Consider the following 19,573-nt stretch of genomic DNA (forward strand, 5'->3'; position numbering starts at 1 on the left):
CGGAGGCTTGACGGGCGTCAGCCGCGGAAGCCGAGCAGCCGGTGCAGGACGCCGCCCCGGCCCGCCGACTCCGCCGACCGGGCCGACTTCGCCGTCCTCCCGGTCGCGGGCGTCGGATCGGGCGACTTGGCGCAGACCGCGTCCGCCTCGGACCGGCTTCCCCCGTCGCGCGGGACGACGCCGTCGGCCAGGTAGTCGGCAAGGTAGGTGTCCAGGCAGTCGTTGCCGCTCAGGGTGACGCCGTGATTGCCGCCGCCCTGTTCCACGACCAGCCGGGACCCGCGCAGTCTGCGGTGCATGGCGACACCGCCCTCGTAGGGAGTCGCCGCGTCGTCGGTGGCCTGGAAGAGCAGCGCCGGCGGGAGGTTCCGGCCGGAGATCCGTACCGGGTTCAGCGGCTCCACCGGCCAGTCGGCGCACGGTGCGTTGTACCAGGTGTTGTTCCAGGTCGAGAAGGGGGCCTTGGCCTGGACGCGAACGGCGTCGTTGTGCCAGGTGTTCCACCGACGCGGCCACGAGCCGTCCCGGCACTGCACGGCCGTGTACACCGAGTACCCGTTGTCGCCCTCCGCGTCGACGGCGCCGAACCTCTCGTACGCCTTCACCAGCGCGCCCTCGTCGTGGTCGTTCACGTACCCGGCGAACGCCTCGGCCAGGCGCGGCCAGTAGCCGTTGTAGTAGCCGCCCGGCAGGAAGGTGTCCTCCAGCTCGGCCGCCCCGACCCGCCCGCCCGCGGGGTGCGCCGCGACGGCGGAGCGCATCGCGTACCAGGCGCGCTCCACCCGTGCCGGATCGCCGCCCAGCCCGTAGGCGCTGTCGTGCTTCGCCACCCAGGCGGCGAACGCCTTGTGGCGGGCGTCGAAGGCGTAGTTCTGGCCGATGTTGTCGTCGTACCAGACGCCCTCCGGGTCCACGTTCGAGTCGAGCACCAGGCGTCGCACCCGCTCCGGGAACAGCTTGGCGTACACCGCGCCGAGATAGGTCCCGTACGAGTAGCCGAAGTAGTTGAGACGGGCGGCCCCGGTCGCCCGGCGGATCACGTCGAGGTCCTTGGCGGCGCTGACGGTGTCCATGTGGGGCAGCAGGTCCGGATACTTCTCCCCGCACGCCTTCGCGAAGGAACGGGCGCGGTTCCGGTTGGCCTGTTCGACGCCGGACGCGTCGGGGACCGAGCCGGGGCGGGGCGGGTCGAAGTACTGGGGCACGCAGTCGAGCGCCGGCCTGCTCCGTCCGACGCCGCGCGGATCGAACCCGATCACGTCGTACTGCGAGGCCACCGCCGTCGGCAGCGTCGACGCGACGAAGCCCGCCAGCGACCGGCCGCTGCCCCCGGGACCGCCCGGATTGACGAGCAGGGGGCCCTGGAAGGTCTTCGCGGTGTGCGGGACCCGGGTCAGCGCGAGGGTGATGTGCCGGCCCGACGGGTCGTCATGGTCCAGCGGCGTGCTGACCGAAGCGCACTGCAGTCGCGGGTGGGCATCGGTGCCGCAGTCGGTCCAGCGGAGCGGGGCGGCGGCCGGCCCGGCCCCGGTGCCGGCGGCCGCCGGTGGCGGGGCGGCGGTCACCAGACCGGCGACCGCCGCACCCACGGCGATGAGAACTCCCGGACGTTTCGTCATATGGCCTCCCGTGGTGGGGGAACACGGTTGCGCGCGGCGCAGTCCCCGCCGGATGCTCCCCGCATTCGTGCCGGGAGGGACGGGGAGGGCCGAGAGTTGACCCGTTTGCCTCCACCGGTACGGGTGTGAAGGCAAATCCGCGCACGCGATTCCCCGGCCGGGGCGGGCCGGGAGGGGGCGGGTCAGAGCAGGGTCAGCTGGGTCGGCCCCGGGTCCTCGGGCGACGGTGTGTCCTGCGGCAGGGCGTGCGGACGGCGGGCCGCGCCCCGGTGCGACGGCCCGATGCCGAACTCGGCCGCCAGTTCGTGGACGCGACGGGTGATGCGTCGCTGGTACCACCTGGGCGCGTAGGCCCCCTCCGCGTACATCCGCTCGTACCGGCGCACCAGGTGCGGGTGGTGCTTCCCGAGCCACTGCATGTACCACTCGCGGGCGCCGGGGCGCAGATGGAGCACGAGCGGGGTGACCGAGGTGGCCCCGGCGTCGGCGATCGCCCGGACCGTGGCGCGCAGCTGGTCCGGACGGTCGCCGAGGAACGGGACGACGGGCGCCATCAGCACGCCGCAGTCGATGCCGTGCCCGCTCAGCGCGCGCACGACGTCCAGACGGCGTTCGGGCGAGGGGGTGCCGGGTTCGACGGTGCGCCACAGTCCGGCGTCGACGAAGCCGACCGACACGCAGACGCCGATGTCGGTGACCTCGGCCGCCTGCCGCAGCAGCTCCAGATCGCGCAGGATCAGGGTTCCCTTGGTCAGGATCGAGAAGGGATTGGCGTGATCGCGCAGGGCCGCGATGATGCCGGGCATCAACCGGTAGCGGCCCTCGGCCCGCTGGTAGCAGTCGACGTTGGTGCCCATGGCGATGTGCGCGCCGTGCCAGCGGGCGGACGCGAGATGGCCGCGCAGCAGTTCCGCGGCGTTGGTCTTGACGACGATCTGCGAGTCGAAGCCGACGCCGGTGTCCAGGTCCAGGTAGCCGTGGGTGCTGCGGGCGAAGCAGTACACGCACGCGTGCGTGCAGCCACGGTACGGATTCACCGTCCATTCGAACGGCATCCGGGACGCGCCCGGCACGCGGTTCACGATCGAGCGGGCCCTGATCTCGTGGAAGGTGATCCCCCGGAACTCCGGGGTGTCGAAGGTGCGCGTGGTCACCGCGTCCGCGGCGAAGAGCGCGCCGTTCCCGGCCGTGGCGGGTCGTTCGACCAGATGGTCCCAGCGCATGGACGCCTCCTCGGTAGTACTCGGGGGGAGAATAGAACATTTGTTCCCTTGATCGTTTTCTCCCCTTCGTCCAGGAAGCGGATCCTGCCGGTGACCGGCCCGTTTCGGGCCGGGTGCCACCCCGGATTTTGAGCGGGGTCCGGGAGGTGGTTGGCTCGGCACACCCCCCGTAAACCGAGTGCTGGAGGAACAGCCATGGCGCAGGTCGAGGCCACCACGGAACGAGTCATCGCGGCGGACGCGGAGACGGTGTTCGACGCGCTGGCCGACTACGAGCGGACCCGCGGCAAGGTGCTGCCCGCGCAGTACAGCGAGTACGAGGTGCGCGAGGGCGGTGACGGCGAGGGCACCCTCGTGCACTGGAAGCTCCAGGCCACCAGCAAGCGGGTGCGCGACTGCCTGCTGGAGGTCACCGAACCCACCGACGGCCGGCTCGTGGAGAAGGACCGCAACTCCTCGATGGTGACCACGTGGACCGTCACCCCGGCCGGGGAGGGGCGGTCGAAGGCGGTCGTCTCGACCGTCTGGAACGGGGCCGGCGGCATCGGCGGGTTCTTCGAGCGGACGTTCGCCCCCAAGGGGCTCGCACGGATTTACGACGAGCTGTTGAACAACCTCGCCGCCGAGGTCGAGAAGTAGGGCCGACGGGCCTCACCGGTTCGAGTGGTTTTTCTGACCCGTCGGTAGTGCGCCGTAGCGGCTCTCACCGGGGACGAAACCTGCGGTGCGCCGTCCACGCCCCCTCGTCGGCATTTGCTCTGCCTCGTCGCGCGATGCGAGAAAAGGGCGGCGCAGACGCGACGAGGGGAGCGGGACGTGGTGGGTGGGACGACTCTGCTGGGGGACGAGCCGGACGGTAGGGAGACCACCGGGACGTCGGACGTGTTACCCCCGGCGCGGTCCGCGCCACCCGCGGCCGCGGAGGAGCCGGCGCGGACCGCGCCACCGGAGGCGCCGGGGTCCGGGGAACGGCGGCAGGCCGGGGCGCCCGGTTCCGAGGACACCGGGGCGGTCTTCGCCGCACCGCTCGCCGTGCCGGAGACGAGCCCCCGCCGCATCCGCCTGATCTTCCTCGGGCTGATGCTGACGCTGCTGCTCGCCGCGCTCGACCAGATGATCGTCGCCACCGCGCTGCCGAAGATCGTCGGAGAGCTGCACGGCCTGGAGAAGATGTCCTGGGCCGTCACCGCTTACCTCCTCGCGTCCACCATCGGCCTCCCGATCTACGGCAAGCTCGGCGATCTCTTCGGCCGCAAGAGCGTGTTCCAGTTCGCGATCGTCGTCTTCGTCATCGGCTCCGCGCTGGCCGGCTGGTCGCGCACCATGGACGAACTCATCGCCTTCCGGGCCGTCCAGGGCATCGGCGGCGGCGGACTCATGATCGGCGTCCAGGCGATCATCGCGGACGTCGTGCCGCCCAGGGAGCGCGGGCGCTTCATGGGGCTCATCGGTGCCGCCTTCGGCCTGGCCTCCGTGGCCGGCCCGCTGCTCGGAGGGTTCTTCACCGACCACGCCTCCTGGCGCTGGTGCTTCTACATCAACGTTCCGTTCGGCCTGGTCACCCTGGCCGTCATCACCGTCGTCCTGAAACTGCCCCGGCCCACCGTCCGGCCCCGGCTCGACGTCCTCGGCGCGGTGCTGCTCGCGGCGTCGTCCACCTGCCTGGTGCTGCTGACCAGTTGGGGCGGGACGGAGTACGCGTGGGGGTCGCGCACCATCCTGGGACTGGGCGCCGGGGCGATCGGTACCGCCCTGCTGTTCCTCGTCGTCGAGCGTCGAGCGGCCGAACCGATCATTCCGTTGCGGTTGTTCCGCGACTCGATCTTCAACGTCACCGCCCTCGTCGGCGCGGTCGTCGGAGTCGCGCTGTTCGGTGCCGCCAGCTATCTGCCGACCTTCCTGCAGATGGTCGACGGCGCCACGGCCACCGAATCGGGGCTGCTGATGCTTCCCATGATGGGCGGCATCGTCGTGGCGTCCGTCGTCTCCGGCCAGCTGATCTCGCGCACCGGCCGCTACCGCGTCCACCCCATCGTCGGCACGGCCCTCTCCACGGTGGGCATGTGGCTGCTCTCCCGGCTCGACACGGACACTCCGTGGCTCGAATACAGCATCGCGCAGGCCGTGCTCGGTGTCGGGATCGGCCTGATCATGCCGGTGCTGGTGCTTGCCGTGCAGAACTCCGTGCGGCCCGCCGACCTCGGTACCGCCACCAGCGCCAACAACTACTTCCGGCAGATCGGCGGCAGCGTCGGTGCCGCCGTCTTCGGCACGCTCTTCGCGGGCCGGCTCGCCGACGCGCTCGCCGTACGGCTGCCCGCCCACGCCGACCTCCCCGACCCCGCGTCGATCACCCCGCAGCTTGTCCATGCCATGGAGCCCGCGCTGCGCGACAGCTACATCCGGGCCTACGCCGACGCGATGCCGCGGATCTTCCTGTACCTCGTGCCGGTGCTCGTACTCGGCCTGATCCTCGCCCTCTTCCTCAAGGAGAAACCGCTGGTGTCCCACAACAGTCCCGAGAGCGACGCCGAACCGTCCGTCGGTACCGCCCCGATCCCCGCCCCGCGCGCCCTCGCCCCCGCCACCCCGCCCGCGTCCGTGCACCCGTCCGGTGTGCCGGTGCGCGGAAGCGTCCAGCACCCGGACGGCACGAAGGTCCCGCGCGCCGCGCTCACCCTCATCGACGTCCAGGGGCGGCAGGTCGGCCGGGGAGCGAGCGACGACGACGGGCGGTACGCGCTGAGCGTCCCCGGCGCCGGCGGCTATGTGCTCATCGCGGCGGCCGGCGGCCACCAGCCGCAGGCCGTCAGCGTCACCGTGGGCGAACGGCCGGTCGAACTCGATGTGGTGCTCGGCGGCGCGGGCCGGCTCGCCGGGACCGTCGTCACCGCCGACGGTCTCCCGGTGCGCGACGCCGCCGTCACCCTCACCGATGTGCGCGGCGAGGTGGTGGCGTCCACCCGCAGCGGACGGGAGGGTGGTTACGTGATCAAGGAACTGGTCGCGGGGGAGTACACGCTCGCCGCCAGCGCCCCCGCCTTCCGGCCCGCCGCGCTGCCGGTGAGCGTGCAGGCGGCCCGGGAGACCCGGCAGGACATCGAACTCGCCGGCGGGGCGGTGCTGCGCGGGGTGGTCCGGGCGAGCGGGGGCCGACCCGTGGAGGACGCCCGGGTCACCCTGCTGGACGCGGCGGGCAACGTGGTCGACACGCTCACCACCGGGTCCGACGGGGCGTTCCGGTTCGTCGACCTGTCCACGGGCGAGTACACGGTGATCGCGGCCGGGTACCCTCCGGTGGCCACCGTCCTCCAGGTCGCCGGAGGCGGACGCACCGAACGCGACCTCCAACTGGGCCACGAGGACTGATCGTTCGACGGGGAGCGGGAGGGCCGGGCACGTCCGGATCGCCCTTCCCGCCCCCGGTTCGGGCCGCAGGAGGTGCGCGACGACGGCTGACGTCAGGAGGCCGGGGGCGCCGTCGACGCGTGCGCCCCAGCCCGGCCGGGATACCGGTCGGCCCAGGGCAGGGCCTCCTCCAGCGCCGCGGAGACGCCGAACAGGAGGTCCTCGCGGCCCCAGCCGGCCGTGAGCGAGACCCCGAGCGGCAGTCCCCCGGAACTCCAGCCCAGCGGAAGGCTGATGGCAGGACACCCGGTGGCGTTCCCGATCACGGTGTTCCCGGTGAACGCGGTCATCGCGGCAAGTTCGGCGGCCGGATCGGCGTCGTCGCGAAGCTGCCCGACGAGCGTCGGGGGAGCGGTCACGGTGGGTGTGATGACGATGTCGGCGTCCGCGTGGCCGAGGATCCAGGCCCGAGCGCGGGACTGGACGACACCGATCGACGAGGCGAGCTCGGCGGCGGTCAACCGCTGCGCGACGGACCGGAGATGACGGACCATCGGCCGCATCGCCGACCCGTCGAACGCGGCGGTCCTGGCGCCTACCAGCGCGGTGAACATCACGCGGAAGTTCTCGGTGAGCTCGGGGTCCGGAGCCTGGTCGCGGGCGAACACGTCGTGGCCGAGCCCGGCGAGCACCCGACCGGTGCGCTCGACGGCGGCGGCGACCTCGGCGTCCACGGGCGCGCCCGACACCGAACCCTGGGCGATCGCCACCCGCAGTCGCGGGACCGGGGCGTCGCAGGCGCGTTCGTAGCCGTCCGCACCGTGCGCACGGGGAGGGTGGACGAGGCCGGCACCGGTTCGCGTGGTCAGCGCGTCAAGGAAGGCCGCGGTGTCGCGCACCGTGCGGGCGAGCGGTCCCTTCACGGAGAGCCCCATTCCGTCGTCGCCCGGCCCCCCGGGGACGAGCCCGCGGCTCGGCTTCAGCCCGACCACACCGCAGGCACTCGCGGGGGAGCGCACGGAACCGGCGGTGTCGCTGCCCTGGGCGATCGGCACCAGCATCGCGCCGACCGCAGCGGCGGCGCCGCCGCTGCTGCCGGCCGCGCTGCGGGTGAGGTCGAACGGGCTGCGCGCGGGCGCCGCGACCTCCGGCTCGGTGTAGCAGGCGGCCCCGAACTCGGGAACGGTCGTCTTGCCGAGACTGATCAGCCCGGCGTCGGCCATCACGCCCACGATCTCGTCGTCGTGGTCCGGCACCCAGTCCCGGAACAGTGCGGAGCCCAGCGTGGTGCGCACCCCCGCGGTGGCCTCCAGGTCCTTGACGGCCGTGGGCACGCCGAACAGGCGCGGCAGCCCGGCGCGGTCCGCGGTGCGCAGCACGCGCCCCGCCCCGGCCGCCGCCGCACGGGCCCGGTCGGCCGACACGGTGGTGAACGCGCCCACCCGGTCGCCGTCCTCGATCCGGGCCAGCAGGTGGTCCACGACCTCGGCGGGTGTGGTGTCGCCGCGCTCGTAGGCGTCGGCCAGCTGGAGAGCCGTGAGTTCGTGAAGTTGCGTCATGGATGCTCCCGCTGTCGTTTCGTTACGCGTATCGATATGGTGGACGCATGAGTGCCGACAAAGCAAGCGCCGACAAGGCGGGCACTGCGCGGGGCGGCCGTCCCCGGGCGGTCTCGCACGACGCGATCCTGGAGGCCGCGACCCGGATCGCCGACGACGGGGGGCTGGAGGCGGTGACCTTCCGCGCGGTCGCCGACCGGCTGGGGGTGTCCCCGATGGCGATCCACCGGACGACGGGCGGTGTCGACGCGCTCCGGCACGCGCTGGTCTCCCGGATCGTCGGCGAGGCGACCCGTTCGGTGAACTGGCCCGAGGACTGGCCGGCCGTCCTGCGCACCTTCGCGAACGAGCTCCACGACCTGCTCATGCGCCACCCCGTCGTGCTGGAGGCGCACCGCCGCGCCCCCCTCGTGGGCCCCGGCGCGGACGACGCCGCGCTCCGGGTCGTCGCGTCCCTGCGCGCCGCCGGGCTCGACGAGCGGGCCGCGGTGTACGCGTACGGCGCCCTGCACGACTTCGTCACCGGACACGTGGCGATCCGGCTCGGTCGCGACGGTCCGGAGCGGCTCCCGCTGCCACCCGAACGCCGGGCCATGTCGGTCTTCGTCGAACACCACGACTACGACCGCCGGTTCGCCTACGGCCTCGACCTCGTCATCGGCGGGATCGCCGCCGCTGCCGCCGCCCCTGTACCGCACGAGGAGCAGAGATGACGCACGATTTGCCCGAACCGCCCGAGACGGTCCACATCGAAGCCCCCGGTGGACGCCGCATCGCCTACTGCTCGTACGGCGACCCCGCCGCCGAGCCCGTGATCGTGCTGCACGGCACTCCCGGGAGCCGTTACGAAGGCGTCGCGCTGCTGCGGGCGGTGACGGACGCGGGTGTCCGCCTGGTCTTCCCGGACCGCCCCGGGTACGGCGAGACCGATCCGGTCCCCGGACGCGGCTTCCACCGCTGGAACGACGACTTCCTGGCCCTGCTCGACCACCTCGGCCGGGAACGGGCGACGCTCGTGGCGATCTCCGGCGGCGGCGGATACGCGCTGTCCGCGGCCCGGGCCCACCCGGGGCGGGTGAAGAAGCTGATCCTCGCCTCCGCCGCCGTCCCCGGAGCGCCCAAGGAGACCTACGCGCGCCGGATCCCGATCGTGAAGTGGCTGAACCACATCATCCGCTGGGCCCCACCGGTCGGCGGCGCGATGCTCGCGGGAACGGGGGTCTTCAGGCCGATGCGCAGCAGGGAGGCGAACCTCGACGCCTGGCCCCGCGCCGACCGGCTGATCATGAGCACCCCCGAGTTCCGGGCGCTGTCCGAACTGGACACGGCCGAGGGGCGCCGCCAGGGCATGGACGCGGCACTGACCGACCTGGCCGGGTACGCCCGCCCGCTGCCGCACGCGCTGGACTCGGTCCGCGTGCCGACCGTGTTCATCCACGGCGACGCGGACGGCAACGTTCCGGTGGAGGTGGCGCGTTGGGCGCACGCGCGGATCGACGGGGCCGAGCTGCGGATCGTCCCCGACGGCGGCCACCTGTTCCTGGTGGAGGACCCGGAAACACTCCTGCGGGAACTCGACTGAACGGGGCGGGGCCTCGCCGAGACCTTCCGGCCGGTCACCCGCGGCCGTCTTGTCGGCCTTCACCGGTGTAGCTGGTGACGATTGCAGGAGTACGTCCCGCCGCAACGGCCACGCCGACCCGCTGCGCGAGCGGACCGACGGTGTCCCCGGCGACTGCCCGGTGGCATGAGAACGGCCGGGCACACCTCGCTGGAGGTGTGCCCGGCCGTCCGCGGTCTCCGGCGCCGTCCCGGGGCCTGTCGGGGGGCCGTGCCGACCGTCCCTCAGCCGGCCGGCCGGGCCGACTCGACCGGATACACCGCCGCGTGGACCGACTCGAAGAGCGCGCTCGCCTCCTGGGCGCTGAGGCCCTGGGAGCGCGCCTCGTCCAGCCACACGGCGAGCGACGCGCGCAACGGCGATTCGGAGCCCGTCTGCGCCGGTACGAGGGAGCGGGTGATGAAGGTGCCCGCTCCCTGCCGCACCTCGGCGAGGCCCGCACGTTCCAGCTCGCGGTAGGCCTTGAGCGTGGTGTTGGGGTTCACCCTGGTGTCCGCCGCGACCTGAGCGGCCGTCGGCAACCGGTCGCCCTCCTCCAGCGCCCCCATCCGCAGGGCCTGTTCCACCTGCCGCACGATCTGGAGGTACGTAGCCACTCCGCTGCGCTTGTCGATGCGGAATACGACCACTGTCTTCACCTCCGTCGGACTGCCGAAACCATATGTGACCACACTGTGGAGGCGTGCCTCAGAGCGGGCGACGCGAGACCCGCCACAGGGCGAACGCGGTGAGCGCGGCGGTGGCCACGAGCAGGATGCCCGCCCCGGTCCACTGCATCGCCGGCATCTGGTCGAATCCGACGTACTCGAACACGTTGTTGACGATCCCGTGCTCCTTCACGCAGGCGTCCGAGGCCGCCTCGGAGGTCTTGGAGCACAACCCCCAGCCGTAGAGGTGGCCGTCGGCCGAGCCGATCCAGCGGTCCAGTTCGTACGACTCGTTCAGCTGTGCGGGCTGGTCCGCCTCCAGCGGGTAGGCCAGCGTGCGCGACGGCGCCAGGTACATGCGCACCTCGCCCCAGGCGACCTCGAAGAACACCGCGAAGAGGAAGGTGACCGCCATCGACATGAGGACACGGCGCAGCAGCAGACCGATGACGATGCCGGCGGCGGTGAGGAACAGACAGAACGCGGGCAGCATCGGGCCGGTGTTGTCGAAGATCGTCCCCTCCGACCACCGGCTGGAGAACACCGAGCGGTACGGCTTCCACCACCAGGTGAAGATCACCGAGAGCACGACACCGGCCAGGAGCACGGCCGAGTAGCACCAGACGAACTTGGCCGCGAGCCAGCGGCGCCCGGACACCGACTGGGTCGTGACGAGCTGCGCGGTGCCGTGCTCCTGGTCGCCCGCGATCAGCGGTGCGCCGAGGAAGACGGCGAGGATCACCGGCAGGGTCCCCAGCGCGCTGAGGGTGAGGCTGACCCCTCCGGAAGAGAACGTCGGCTGTGCGAGCTCCTTGTCCGGCCAGCCCGCCGCTTCGAGCACCTGGATCATCTTGCCGCGCTGGTAGAGGAGCCAGCCCGCGCCGACGACCGCCACCGCGAGGATGCCGAGCAGCGCGGTCCGGTGCTGGCGTGCGACGAGCCAGTTCAGCCCGCCCAGCAGGCGGCGTCCGGGCTCCCGGTCCGTCCTGGAGCTCTCGGTGTCGGTGAGGGTGGAGCTCATGAGGTGTGGATCCCTTCGGCGTCGACGCGGGCGCCGGGTGTGAACAACGGCGGCGCGTCCGACGAGCGGAGATGCGCCAGAAGTACTTCCTCCAGGCTGGGTTCGGCGACGACCCAGTCCGCGGGCATCGGGCCGTTCGGCCGTACCAGTGCCTGGAACTGCCGTCCCTGGACGCGGTATTCGATCACTGTGTGGGGCGCCAGCGCGGCGATCGGGTCGCCCTCGGCGGCGAGCCCCGTCACCAGTGCGTGCGCCGGGACGAGGGCGTCCGCGTCACCCGCCATCCGCAGCTTGCCCCCGGAGAGGACCAGCAGGTAGTCGCACATGTCCTCCAGCTCGGACAGCATGTGCGAGGACATCACCACGGTGGTTCCGCGCTCGACGGCCTCCGACATCAGCAAGGTGCTCATGTCGTGCCGGGCCAGCGGGTCCAGGTCGGCCATCGGCTCGTCGAGCAGCAGCAGATCGGGCCGCTTGCCGAAGGCGAGCGCGAAGGCCACGCGGGTGCGCTGGCCGCCGGAGAGTGTCTCGACCCGGGCGCTCATCGGGATGTCGCCCGCCCGCACGATCCGCCGAGCCGCGGCCATGTCCCAGCTGGGGTTCAGCTCGCTGCCCATGCGCAGCGTCTCCGCCACGGTGAAGCCCTTGAACAGCGGCTTGTCCTGTCCGAGGAACGCGAACCTCGGCATCACCGCGCGATTGTCCACCGGAACGCCGAAGATGCGGAGTTCGCCCTCCGTCGACTGCACCTGCCGGGTGGCGAGCCCCAGCAGAGTGCTCTTTCCCGCCCCGTTGGGACCCACGAGACCGCAGATCCGTCCGGCCGGCAGCCGGAACGAGCAGTCGCGCAGCGCCCAGCCGCGGCGGTACCGCTTACCCAGACCGCGAGCCTCCAGAGCCCAGGCGCCCGTCGCGTCGTCCGGAGTGGATGCGTCTGCCATGCACTTCGCCTCAATTCCATTAGTCAATTAATGGAATCATGGTCTTGGCGGGGGAGTGCTGTCAAGGCGGACCCGTGGGGGCCGGGGGCGGGCGACGTGCGGGATGCCCGGGATTCCGGCTGTCCGGCCGTGGTGCTGCGACCCGGCCCGGCAACCGTCACGCAAGGGGCCCGGGGCCGGTCGGATCACCGGTTCCGTCGACCGCGGCGCCGGAGACGTCGCGCGTCGGCGCTGCAGGGGGGAGCCGTCCGGCGACGCAGGAGGGGAGACGGCCGGCCTGCATGGATGCTTGTATGGGGGCGCCGAGTTGAGTGCCTGTTCAGCGATCTTGCGAAACGAGGTCGGCAACAGGTGCCACAGCCGGCCCGTACAGTCCCTGACCTGTAAGAAGACGGACTCAACATGAAGATCCTGATCAGCGCGGACATGGAGGGCGCCACCGGCGTGACCTGGCCCGCCGATGTGCTGCCGGGCAGCCCCCAGTGGGAACGGTGCCGTGCCATGTTCACCTCGGACGTGAACGCGGCGGCGCTCGGTTTCTACGACGGCGGCGCCGACGAGGTGCTCGTCAACGAGGCCCACTGGTCGATGCGCAACCTCCTGCTGGAACGGCTCGACGACCGGGTGCAGATGCTCACCGGCCGGCACAAGTCCCTGTCCATGGTGGAGGGGGTCCAGCACGGCGACGTCGACGCCATCGCGTTCGTCGGCTACCACACCGGGGCCGGTACGGAAGGGGTCCTCGCCCACACCTACCTGGCGAACTCCATCACCGGTGTCTGGCTCGACGGCGTCCGCGCGAGCGAGGGACTGCTCAACGCCCACGTCGTCGCGGAGTACGGCGTTCCGGTCGTCCTCGTCACCGGCGACGACCTGACCTGCGCCGACGCCGAGGGCTACGCGCCCGCGGCGCGCAAGGTCGCGGTCAAGGACTACGTGTCCCGGTACGCGGCCGTCTGCCGCACCCCGGCCCGTACCGCCGCGGACATCCGCGCGGCGGCCGAGGAGGCGACCGCGCTGGCCGTACGCCACGCACCGGTGGAGGGCGGCCCCTTCACCGTGGAGCTGGAGTTCGACGCCGAGCACCTCGCGGGCGCGGCCACCGTCGTCCCCGGCGTGGCGCCGAGCGGTGAGCGGCGGGTCAGCTACACCAGCCCGACGATGTACGAAGGCATTCGCACGTTCAAGGCGGTGACCACGCTCGTGTCGTCCGCCGTGGAGGAACAGTATGGCTGAGCCGACCGACCCCCGGGAGACCGTCGACGCGCGGGCGCTCGACGAAGTGGTGACGTTCACCTCCGAACTGATCCGGATCGACACCACCAACCGCGGCGGCGGCGACTGCCGCGAGCGCCCGGCCGCCGAGTACGTCGCCGAACGGCTGGCCGACGCCGGACTGGAACCCACCCTGCTGGAACGCACCCCCGGGCGCACCAACGTGGTGGCCCGGATCGAGGGCACCGACCCGTCCGCCGACGCCCTCCTCGTCCACGGCCACCTCGACGTGGTCCCCGCCGAGGCCGCCGACTGGACCGTGCACCCCTTCTCCGGCGAGGTCCGCGACGGCGTCGTCTGGGGACGCGGCGCCATCGACATGAAGAACATGGACGCCATGGTCCTGGCCGTCGCCCGGTCCTGGGCGAGGGCCGGGGTCCGCCCCCGCCGCGACATCGTGATCGCCTACACCGCCGACGAGGAGGCCAGCGCCGACGACGGATCGGGCTTCCTCGCCGAACGGCACGCCCCGCTCTTCGAGGGCTGCACGGAGGGCATCAGCGAATCGGGGGCCTTCACCTTCCACGCCGGAGGGGACCTGCCGCTCTACCCGATCGCCGCCGGGGAACGCGGCACCGCCTGGCTGAAACTCACCGCGCACGGCAAGGCCGGGCACGGCTCCAAGGTCAACAGGTCCAACGCGGTCACCGCGCTCGCCGCGGCCGTCGCCCGGATCGGCGACCACACCTGGCCCGTCCGCCTCACCCCGACCGTCCGCGCCGCGCTCACCGAACTCGCCGCACTGCACGGCATCCACCCGGACCTCGACGCCCCCGGCTTCGACGTCGACGAACTGCTCGGCAAGCTCGGACCTGCCGCCGACCTGGTCGCGCCGACCGTCCGCAACAGTTCCAACCCGACCATGCTGGAGGCCGGGTACAAGGTCAACGTGATCCCGGGCCACGCCACCGCCTTCGTCGACGGCCGGATGCTCCCCGGCGGCGAGGACGAGTTCCACGAGACCCTGGACCGGCTGACCGGACCCGACGTGGACTGGGAGTTCCACCACCGCGAGGTCCCGTTGCAGGCCCCGGTCGACTCGCCGACCTTCGCGAAACTCCGCGCCGCCATCGAACGCTTCGACCCGGACGGCCATGTCGTGCCGTACTGCATGTCGGGCGGCACGGACGCCAAGCAGTTCTCCCGGCTCGGCATCACCGGCTACGGGTTCTCGCCGCTGAGGCTGCCCGTCGGCTTCGACTACCAGGCGCTCTTCCACGGAGTGGACGAACGCGTCCCGGTGGACGCGCTGCACTTCGGCGTCCGCGTCCTCGACCACTACCTGCGCACCGCCTGACCCGCCACAGGGGGATTCGAAACATGCTGCCCACAGGGGCTTACGGAACATGGCCGTCGCCGATCGACGCCGCCCTCGCCGCCTCGCAAGACGGACGACCCGAGTACGTCGGCACCGTCGGCGACGAGGTGTGGTGGACGGAACCGCGCCCGGCCGAGTCGGGCCGCCGCGCCCTGGTCCGCCGCCGCGCGGACGGAAGCCGCGCCGGTGTGCTGCCCGCTCCGTGGAACGTACGGAGCCGCGTCATCGAGTACGGCGGACGGCCGTGGGCCGGTGCCGTCCGCGCCGAGGGCGGCCCCCTCGTCGTCTTCGTCGACTTCGCCGACCAGCGGCTGTACGCGTACGAGCCGGACGGGTCCGCCGGGCCCCGGCCGCTCACACCGCTCTGCGCCGTCGGCGGCGGACTGCGCTGGGTCGACCCGGAGGTCCACCCCGACCGCGGCGAGCGGGGCGAGGTGTGGTGCGTCCTGGAGGAGTTCACCGGCGACGGCCCCACCGAGCTGCGCCGGGTGATCGCCGCCGTGCCGCTGGACGGATCGGCGGCCGACGACCGCTCCGCGGTACGCGAACTCACCGACGACCGCCACCGGTTCGTCACCGGGCCCAGGCTCTCGCCGGACGGGCGGCAGGCGGCCTGGATCGCCTGGGACCATCCGCGCATGCCGTGGGACGGCACCGAGGTGATGCTCGCGGACATCGCCGACGACGGCGTCTTCCGGGACGTCCGGAGCGTCGCGGGCGGCCCCGAGGAGTCGATCCCGCAGGTCGAATGGGACGCCGAGGGACGTCTGCTGTTCGCCGGCGACCGCAGCGGCTGGTGGAACCTGTACCGCGTGGACCCGCAGGGCGGCGCCGTCGCGCTCTGCGCCCGGCGGGAGGAGTTCGCCGGACCGCTCTGGAAGATCGGCCTCCAATGGTTCCGCCCGCTCGACAACGGCCTGATCGCCACCGTCCACGGTCGGGGCACCACCACGCTCGGCGTCCTCGACCCGCAGACCGGCGAGCTGGCCGACGTCGCCGGGCCCTGGACGGACTGGGCCGACACGCTCGCCGTCCACGGCAGCCGGATCACCGGCATCGCCGCGAGCCCGCACAGCGCCCACGAGGTCGTGGAGCTGGACACCACGACCGGCCGCACCCGCGTCATCGGCTCCCCGCACCAGGACGCCGTCGACCCGGCGTACTACCCGCGCCCCGAGGACCGCACCTTCACCGGCCCCGGCGGCCGGGAGATCCACGCCCACGTCTACCCGCCCCGCAGCCCCGACCGCACGGGCCCCGACGGCGAACTGCCGCCGTACGTCGTCTGGGCCCACGGCGGACCGACCGGACACGCCCCGCTCGTGCTCGATCTGGAGATCGCCTACTTCACCTCGCGCGGCATCGGCGTCGTCGAGGTCGACTACGGCGGCTCCACCGGATACGGCCGCGACTACCGCAACCGGCTGCGCGAACAGTGGGGCGTCGTCGACGTGGAGGACTGCGCCGCCGTCGCCGGGGCACTCGCCGCCGAGGGGACGGCCGACCCGCGACGGCTCGCGATCCGGGGCGGCAGCGCCGGCGGCTGGACCACCGCAGCCTCGCTGACCGGCACCGACGTCTACGCCTGCGGCACCATCATCTACCCCATCCTCGATCTGACCGGCTGGGGCACGAGCGAGACCCACGACTTCGAGTCGCGGTACCTGGAGTCCCTGGTCGGCCCGCTCGCCGACGTTCCCGACCGCTATCGCGAACGCTCACCGGTCAGCCGCACCGAGCACCTGACCACCCCGTTCCTGCTGCTCCAGGGGCTCGCCGACCCGATCTGCCCGCCCGTCCAGTGCGAGCGGTTCCTCGCCGCGATCGAGGGACGGGGCGTCCCGCACGCCTATCTCGCCTTTGAGGGGGAGGGGCACGGATTCCGCCGCGCCGACACCCTGATCCGCGCGCTGGAGGCCGAACTCTCCCTGTACGGGCAGACGTTCGGCTTCGACTGTCCGGATGTGCCGGGGCTGGAGCTGAAGCGGTGACCCCGGAACCCCTGACCCGCCCGGCCCGACTGCGCCCGGGCGCCAGGGTCGCCGTCGTGTCGCCCAGCGGGCCCGTTCCCGCCGACCGCCTGGAGGCGGGCCTGGACATCCTGCGCCGCTGGGGCCTGGAGCCGGTGGTGGCACCGCACGCCCGTGACGTCCACCCGGAGCTGGACTACCTGGCGGGTACGGACCGGGCGCGGGCGCGGGACCTCCAGGACGCGTGGTGCGACCCGTCGGTCGACGCGGTGATCTGCGCCCGCGGCGGATACGGCGCGCACCGCATGGCCGACCTGGTCGACTGGCAGGCGATGCGCGCCGCCGGGCCGAAGGTGTTCGTCGGCTACAGCGACATCACCGTGCTCCACGAGGCGTTCGCCCGGCACACCGGACTCGTCACCCTGCACGGCCCGATGGTCGGCACGGAGACCTTCCTCAAGGACCCGGACACCCAGGAATCGCTGCGCGCCACCCTGTTCGAACCGGAGTCGGTCCGGACCCTCGGTCTGCCCGGGGCGCGGGCGCTGTTCCCCGGACGGGCACGCGGCGTCACCTACGGCGGCTGCGTGAGCCTGCTCGCCGCCGACATCGGGACCCCGCACGCCCGGACGACCGCCCGGGGCGGATTGCTGATGATCGAGGACACCACCGAGGACCCGTACAGCATCGACCGCGTCCTCACCCAGTTGCTGCGGTCCGGCGCGCTCGCCGGGATCTCCGGGGTGGCCTGCGGTTCCTGGGCGGGCTGCGGACCGTACGAGCAGGTGCGGACGGTTCTCGCCGACCGGCTCGGCACGCTGGGCGTGCCCGTCGTCGAGGAGTTGGGCTTCGGGCACGGAACGACGGCGCTCACGATTCCGCTCGGTGTCCCCGCCGTGCTGGACGCGCCCGCCGACGGCGGCCCCGCCACCCTCGTCACCGAGGTGCCCGCCCTGGTCTGACCGCCCGTACGGGATCGCGCCGACACCGCACCGGACCGCTCCGAACCGGTCCGGTGCGGTCCGTTGTGGTCCGGACGGGGCGTGAAGCGCGAAGAAGTTGAGCACCCTTCAGGAAACGGCGGCCCGGACGTTGACACTGCTATGACGCGTATCACAGCATGAGCGCGGTCCAGTTCTTACCGGTCGGTAAGTTCCTCGGTGTGGAGGTCCCCGTGTCAGGTGCAGTTTCCCGTCCCGGCTCCGGTTACCGGACGCTGTCCCGGAGGTCGGGCGTGTCCGTGGCCGCCGCCGCGCTCGCCGCACCGCTGGTCCTCGGGGGCGCGGCCGAGGCGACCGCCGCCGGCACCGCCCCGTACACCGTCACACCACTGACGTTCACCGTGGAGACCGGCGGGCGTTCGTGCGCCGTCGACGCCGACCTGTACCGCCCGGCCGGTGTCGACGCGCGGCACCCCGCACCGGCCGTCCTCGCCACCAACGGCTTCGGCGGCAGCAAGTCGGACGGCACCACCGACGCCATCGGCAGGGCCTTCGCCGAGCGCGGCTACGTCGGCCTCGTCTATTCCGGCCTGGGCTTCGGCAAGTCCGGCTGCCTCATCACACTCGACGACCCGGAGACCGACGGGCGGGCCGCCTCCGCACTCATCGACTTCCTCGCCGGGACGCGCCCGGCCGACGACGGCACCGGGGCCGACTACGTCACCCGGGACGGCAGCGGCGACCCCAGGGTCGGCATGATCGGCGGCTCGTACGGCGGCGCCGTCCAGATGGCCACCGCCGCCGTCGACCCGCGTGTCGACGCCCTCGTACCCCTGATCACCTGGAACGACCTCGCCTACGCGCTCGCCCCCAACAACGCCGCGACCCGCGCCGGAGTCTCCTCCGGCACCGTCGGCGTCTTCAAGTGGCAGTGGACCGACGGCTTCTACCTGATGGGGGAGGGGCAGACGATCCTCAACGCGAGCCTCGACCCCTCCCGGTTCAACAACCTCACCTGCCTCCACTTCGCGACCCGCGCCTGCGACACCATCCGGCTGCTCAACTCCGGCCGCTTCCCCGCGGACCGCACCGCCTCGATGCTGGACTACGCGCGCAGCGTCTCGCCGGCCGGCCACCTCGGCAAGGTGAAGGCGCCCACCCTGCTCGTCCAGGGCCAGGACGACAGCCTGTTCAACCTCAACGAGGCCACCGCCACCTACCGGACCCTCAAGGCGCAGGGCACCACCACCAAGATGATCTGGCAGGCCTGGGGGCACAGCGGCGGCCAGGTTCCCGGCGAACTCGACCTGGGCAAGGGCAATCTGGAGACCAGCTACGTCGGACAGCGCGTCCTCGCCTGGTTCGACCGCTACCTCCGGCACCGGACGCACACCGACACCGGACCGGAATTCGCCTACTACCGCGACTGGCACAGCGGTTACGGCACCGCCGCCGATGTGCCGGCCCCGAGCCGGACCATGTACCTCTCCGGCGACGGGAAGCTCGTCGACCACCGCTCCCAGGTGACCCGGGGCAGCCGCCGGTACGTCAACTGGCCGGTTCCCACCAGCCATTCGGAGAGCTCGCTGGCCGGCCTCATCGGCCTGCCCGACCCCGCGCCGTACGACACCCAGGGCACCTACCTCGGCTGGACCAGTGCCCCGCTGACCTCCGCCCTCGACGTCGTGGGGACACCGAAGGCCACCCTGAAGGTCCTCTCGCCGACTACGGAACGCGTGCAGAACAGCGGCGACGCCGCCGACAAGCTCGTCCTGTTCGCGAAGGTGTACGACGTGTCTCCGGACGGCACGAGGACGCTGGTGAACCGGCTGGTCGCCCCGGTGCGGGTTCCCGACGTCACCCGCCCGTTCACCGTGCGGCTGCCGGGCATCGTCCACCGCTACGAGGCGGGACACCGGCTCGAATTCGCGATCGCCGCCAGCGACAGCGCCTACGCGGGCAACCGCGGCATCAAGCCGGTCACGGTGGTCAGCGCCCCCGGGGACACCGGAGTGCTGGAACTTCCGGTGGTGGACGCCGGGAAGGAGTGAGACGCGCGTCGCCGCGCCGGCGCGGCGGCCGACGGCCGG

At 72.4% G+C, this 19,573-nt stretch carries 15 protein-coding genes; 9 read left to right on the forward strand and 6 right to left on the reverse strand.

Annotation, left to right across the window (positions count from 1 at the left end):
* Positions 1 to 17: 17 nt before the first annotated feature.
* Together ACF1CT_RS25030 and ACF1CT_RS25035 are read right to left on the reverse strand one after the other, a co-directional pair.
* Positions 18 to 1,619 (reverse strand): alpha/beta hydrolase, encoded by a 1,602-nt coding sequence (locus tag ACF1CT_RS25030; RefSeq protein ID WP_391786176.1) that lies wholly within the window; start codon positions 1,617 to 1,619, stop codon positions 18 to 20.
* A gap of 182 nt (positions 1,620 to 1,801) precedes the next feature.
* Positions 1,802 to 2,842 carry an Rv2578c family radical SAM protein gene (locus ACF1CT_RS25035; protein ID WP_391786177.1) on the reverse strand — a complete coding sequence of 347 codons (1,041 nt, stop codon included), beginning with the start codon at positions 2,840 to 2,842 and terminating at the stop codon, positions 1,802 to 1,804.
* A gap of 195 nt (positions 2,843 to 3,037) precedes the next feature.
* Here ACF1CT_RS25035 and ACF1CT_RS25040 point away from each other — a divergent pair, with 195 nt between their 5' ends.
* Both ACF1CT_RS25040 and ACF1CT_RS25045 read left to right on the forward strand, forming a co-directional pair.
* A complete protein-coding gene (locus tag ACF1CT_RS25040) occupies positions 3,038 to 3,481 on the forward strand; it encodes an SRPBCC family protein (RefSeq protein WP_391786178.1) in 444 nt (147 codons plus the stop codon).
* 177 nt (positions 3,482 to 3,658) lie between these two features.
* The gene (locus ACF1CT_RS25045; RefSeq protein ID WP_391786179.1) at positions 3,659 to 6,211 is read left to right on the forward strand and encodes an MFS transporter; all 2,553 of its coding nucleotides are present in this window, start codon (positions 3,659 to 3,661) and stop codon (positions 6,209 to 6,211) included.
* Between the two features lie 92 nt (positions 6,212 to 6,303).
* Here ACF1CT_RS25045 and ACF1CT_RS25050 read toward each other — a convergent pair whose 3' ends face one another.
* Positions 6,304 to 7,749, reverse strand: a complete 1,446-nt coding sequence (locus ACF1CT_RS25050) for an amidase (protein WP_391786180.1) — start codon at positions 7,747 to 7,749, stop codon at positions 6,304 to 6,306.
* Positions 7,750 to 7,796: 47 nt separating this feature from the next.
* Between ACF1CT_RS25050 and ACF1CT_RS25055 the strand changes: the two genes are divergently transcribed.
* Together ACF1CT_RS25055 and ACF1CT_RS25060 are read left to right on the forward strand one after the other, a co-directional pair.
* On the forward strand, positions 7,797 to 8,462 hold the full coding sequence (locus tag ACF1CT_RS25055; protein WP_391786181.1) for a TetR/AcrR family transcriptional regulator: 666 nt from the start codon (positions 7,797 to 7,799) through the stop codon (positions 8,460 to 8,462).
* Positions 8,459 to 9,331, forward strand: coding sequence for an alpha/beta fold hydrolase (locus tag ACF1CT_RS25060; RefSeq protein WP_391786182.1), 873 nt, complete (start codon positions 8,459 to 8,461; stop codon positions 9,329 to 9,331). The genes ACF1CT_RS25055 and ACF1CT_RS25060 overlap by 4 nt, the downstream gene beginning before the upstream one ends.
* Before the next feature lie 263 nt (positions 9,332 to 9,594).
* Here the strand turns inward: ACF1CT_RS25060 and ACF1CT_RS25065 are convergent, their stop codons facing one another.
* The 3 genes from ACF1CT_RS25065 to ACF1CT_RS25075 are packed head-to-tail and all read right to left on the reverse strand — an operon-like array spanning position 9,595 to position 11,979.
* Complete coding sequence (locus tag ACF1CT_RS25065) at positions 9,595 to 10,008, reverse strand: GntR family transcriptional regulator (protein WP_391786183.1); 414 nt, start codon at positions 10,006 to 10,008, stop codon at positions 9,595 to 9,597.
* 49 nt (positions 10,009 to 10,057) lie between these two features.
* Positions 10,058 to 11,038 carry an ABC transporter permease gene (locus tag ACF1CT_RS25070; RefSeq protein ID WP_391786184.1) on the reverse strand — a complete coding sequence of 327 codons (981 nt, stop codon included), beginning with the start codon at positions 11,036 to 11,038 and terminating at the stop codon, positions 10,058 to 10,060.
* Complete coding sequence (locus tag ACF1CT_RS25075) at positions 11,035 to 11,979, reverse strand: ABC transporter ATP-binding protein (protein ID WP_391786185.1); 945 nt, start codon at positions 11,977 to 11,979, stop codon at positions 11,035 to 11,037. Before ACF1CT_RS25075 ends, ACF1CT_RS25070 begins: the two co-directional genes overlap by 4 nt.
* Positions 11,980 to 12,381: 402 nt before the next feature.
* On the opposite strand from ACF1CT_RS25075, the gene ACF1CT_RS25080 reads away from it, so the two are divergent.
* The 5 genes from ACF1CT_RS25080 to ACF1CT_RS25100 all read left to right on the forward strand — a co-directional run bounded on the left by ACF1CT_RS25080 (position 12,382) and on the right by ACF1CT_RS25100 (position 19,534).
* Positions 12,382 to 13,215: a M55 family metallopeptidase gene (locus ACF1CT_RS25080; RefSeq protein WP_391786186.1), complete on the forward strand. Its 834-nt coding sequence runs from the start codon at positions 12,382 to 12,384 to the stop codon at positions 13,213 to 13,215.
* On the forward strand, positions 13,208 to 14,551 hold the full coding sequence (locus ACF1CT_RS25085; RefSeq protein WP_391786187.1) for a M20/M25/M40 family metallo-hydrolase: 1,344 nt from the start codon (positions 13,208 to 13,210) through the stop codon (positions 14,549 to 14,551). Before ACF1CT_RS25080 ends, ACF1CT_RS25085 begins: the two co-directional genes overlap by 8 nt.
* Positions 14,552 to 14,574: 23 nt before the next feature.
* Entirely contained in the window at positions 14,575 to 16,563 is a 1,989-nt protein-coding gene (locus ACF1CT_RS25090) for a prolyl oligopeptidase family serine peptidase (RefSeq protein ID WP_391786188.1), read from the forward strand.
* Positions 16,560 to 17,504 (forward strand): LD-carboxypeptidase, encoded by a 945-nt coding sequence (locus ACF1CT_RS25095; RefSeq protein WP_391786189.1) that lies wholly within the window; start codon positions 16,560 to 16,562, stop codon positions 17,502 to 17,504. Before ACF1CT_RS25090 ends, ACF1CT_RS25095 begins: the two co-directional genes overlap by 4 nt.
* 200 nt (positions 17,505 to 17,704) lie before the next feature.
* Positions 17,705 to 19,534, forward strand: coding sequence for a CocE/NonD family hydrolase (locus ACF1CT_RS25100; protein WP_391786190.1), 1,830 nt, complete (start codon positions 17,705 to 17,707; stop codon positions 19,532 to 19,534).
* The last annotated feature ends 39 nt before the right edge of the window (positions 19,535 to 19,573 follow it).

Origin of the sequence: Streptomyces sp. NPDC014734 (assembly GCF_043083325.1) — a bacterium.
In the GTDB taxonomy this organism is placed as follows: Bacteria; Actinomycetota; Actinomycetes; order Streptomycetales; family Streptomycetaceae; genus Streptomyces.

What these genes read in the sequence shown, in the direction of transcription:
- ACF1CT_RS25030 (WP_391786176.1), bottom strand. Translation starts at nt 1,619, where the DNA reads ATGACGAAACGTCCGGGAGTTCTCATCGCCGTGGGTGCGGCGGTCGCC.
- ACF1CT_RS25035 (WP_391786177.1), bottom strand. Translation starts at nt 2,842, where the DNA reads ATGCGCTGGGACCATCTGGTCGAACGACCCGCCACGGCCGGGAACGGC.
- ACF1CT_RS25040 (WP_391786178.1), top strand. Translation starts at nt 3,038, where the DNA reads ATGGCGCAGGTCGAGGCCACCACGGAACGAGTCATCGCGGCGGACGCG.
- ACF1CT_RS25050 (WP_391786180.1), bottom strand. Translation starts at nt 7,749, where the DNA reads ATGACGCAACTTCACGAACTCACGGCTCTCCAGCTGGCCGACGCCTAC.
- ACF1CT_RS25055 (WP_391786181.1), top strand. Translation starts at nt 7,797, where the DNA reads ATGAGTGCCGACAAAGCAAGCGCCGACAAGGCGGGCACTGCGCGGGGC.
- ACF1CT_RS25060 (WP_391786182.1), top strand. Translation starts at nt 8,459, where the DNA reads ATGACGCACGATTTGCCCGAACCGCCCGAGACGGTCCACATCGAAGCC.
- ACF1CT_RS25070 (WP_391786184.1), bottom strand. Translation starts at nt 11,038, where the DNA reads ATGAGCTCCACCCTCACCGACACCGAGAGCTCCAGGACGGACCGGGAG.
- ACF1CT_RS25075 (WP_391786185.1), bottom strand. Translation starts at nt 11,979, where the DNA reads ATGGCAGACGCATCCACTCCGGACGACGCGACGGGCGCCTGGGCTCTG.
- ACF1CT_RS25080 (WP_391786186.1), top strand. Translation starts at nt 12,382, where the DNA reads ATGAAGATCCTGATCAGCGCGGACATGGAGGGCGCCACCGGCGTGACC.
- ACF1CT_RS25085 (WP_391786187.1), top strand. Translation starts at nt 13,208, where the DNA reads ATGGCTGAGCCGACCGACCCCCGGGAGACCGTCGACGCGCGGGCGCTC.
- ACF1CT_RS25090 (WP_391786188.1), top strand. Translation starts at nt 14,575, where the DNA reads ATGCTGCCCACAGGGGCTTACGGAACATGGCCGTCGCCGATCGACGCC.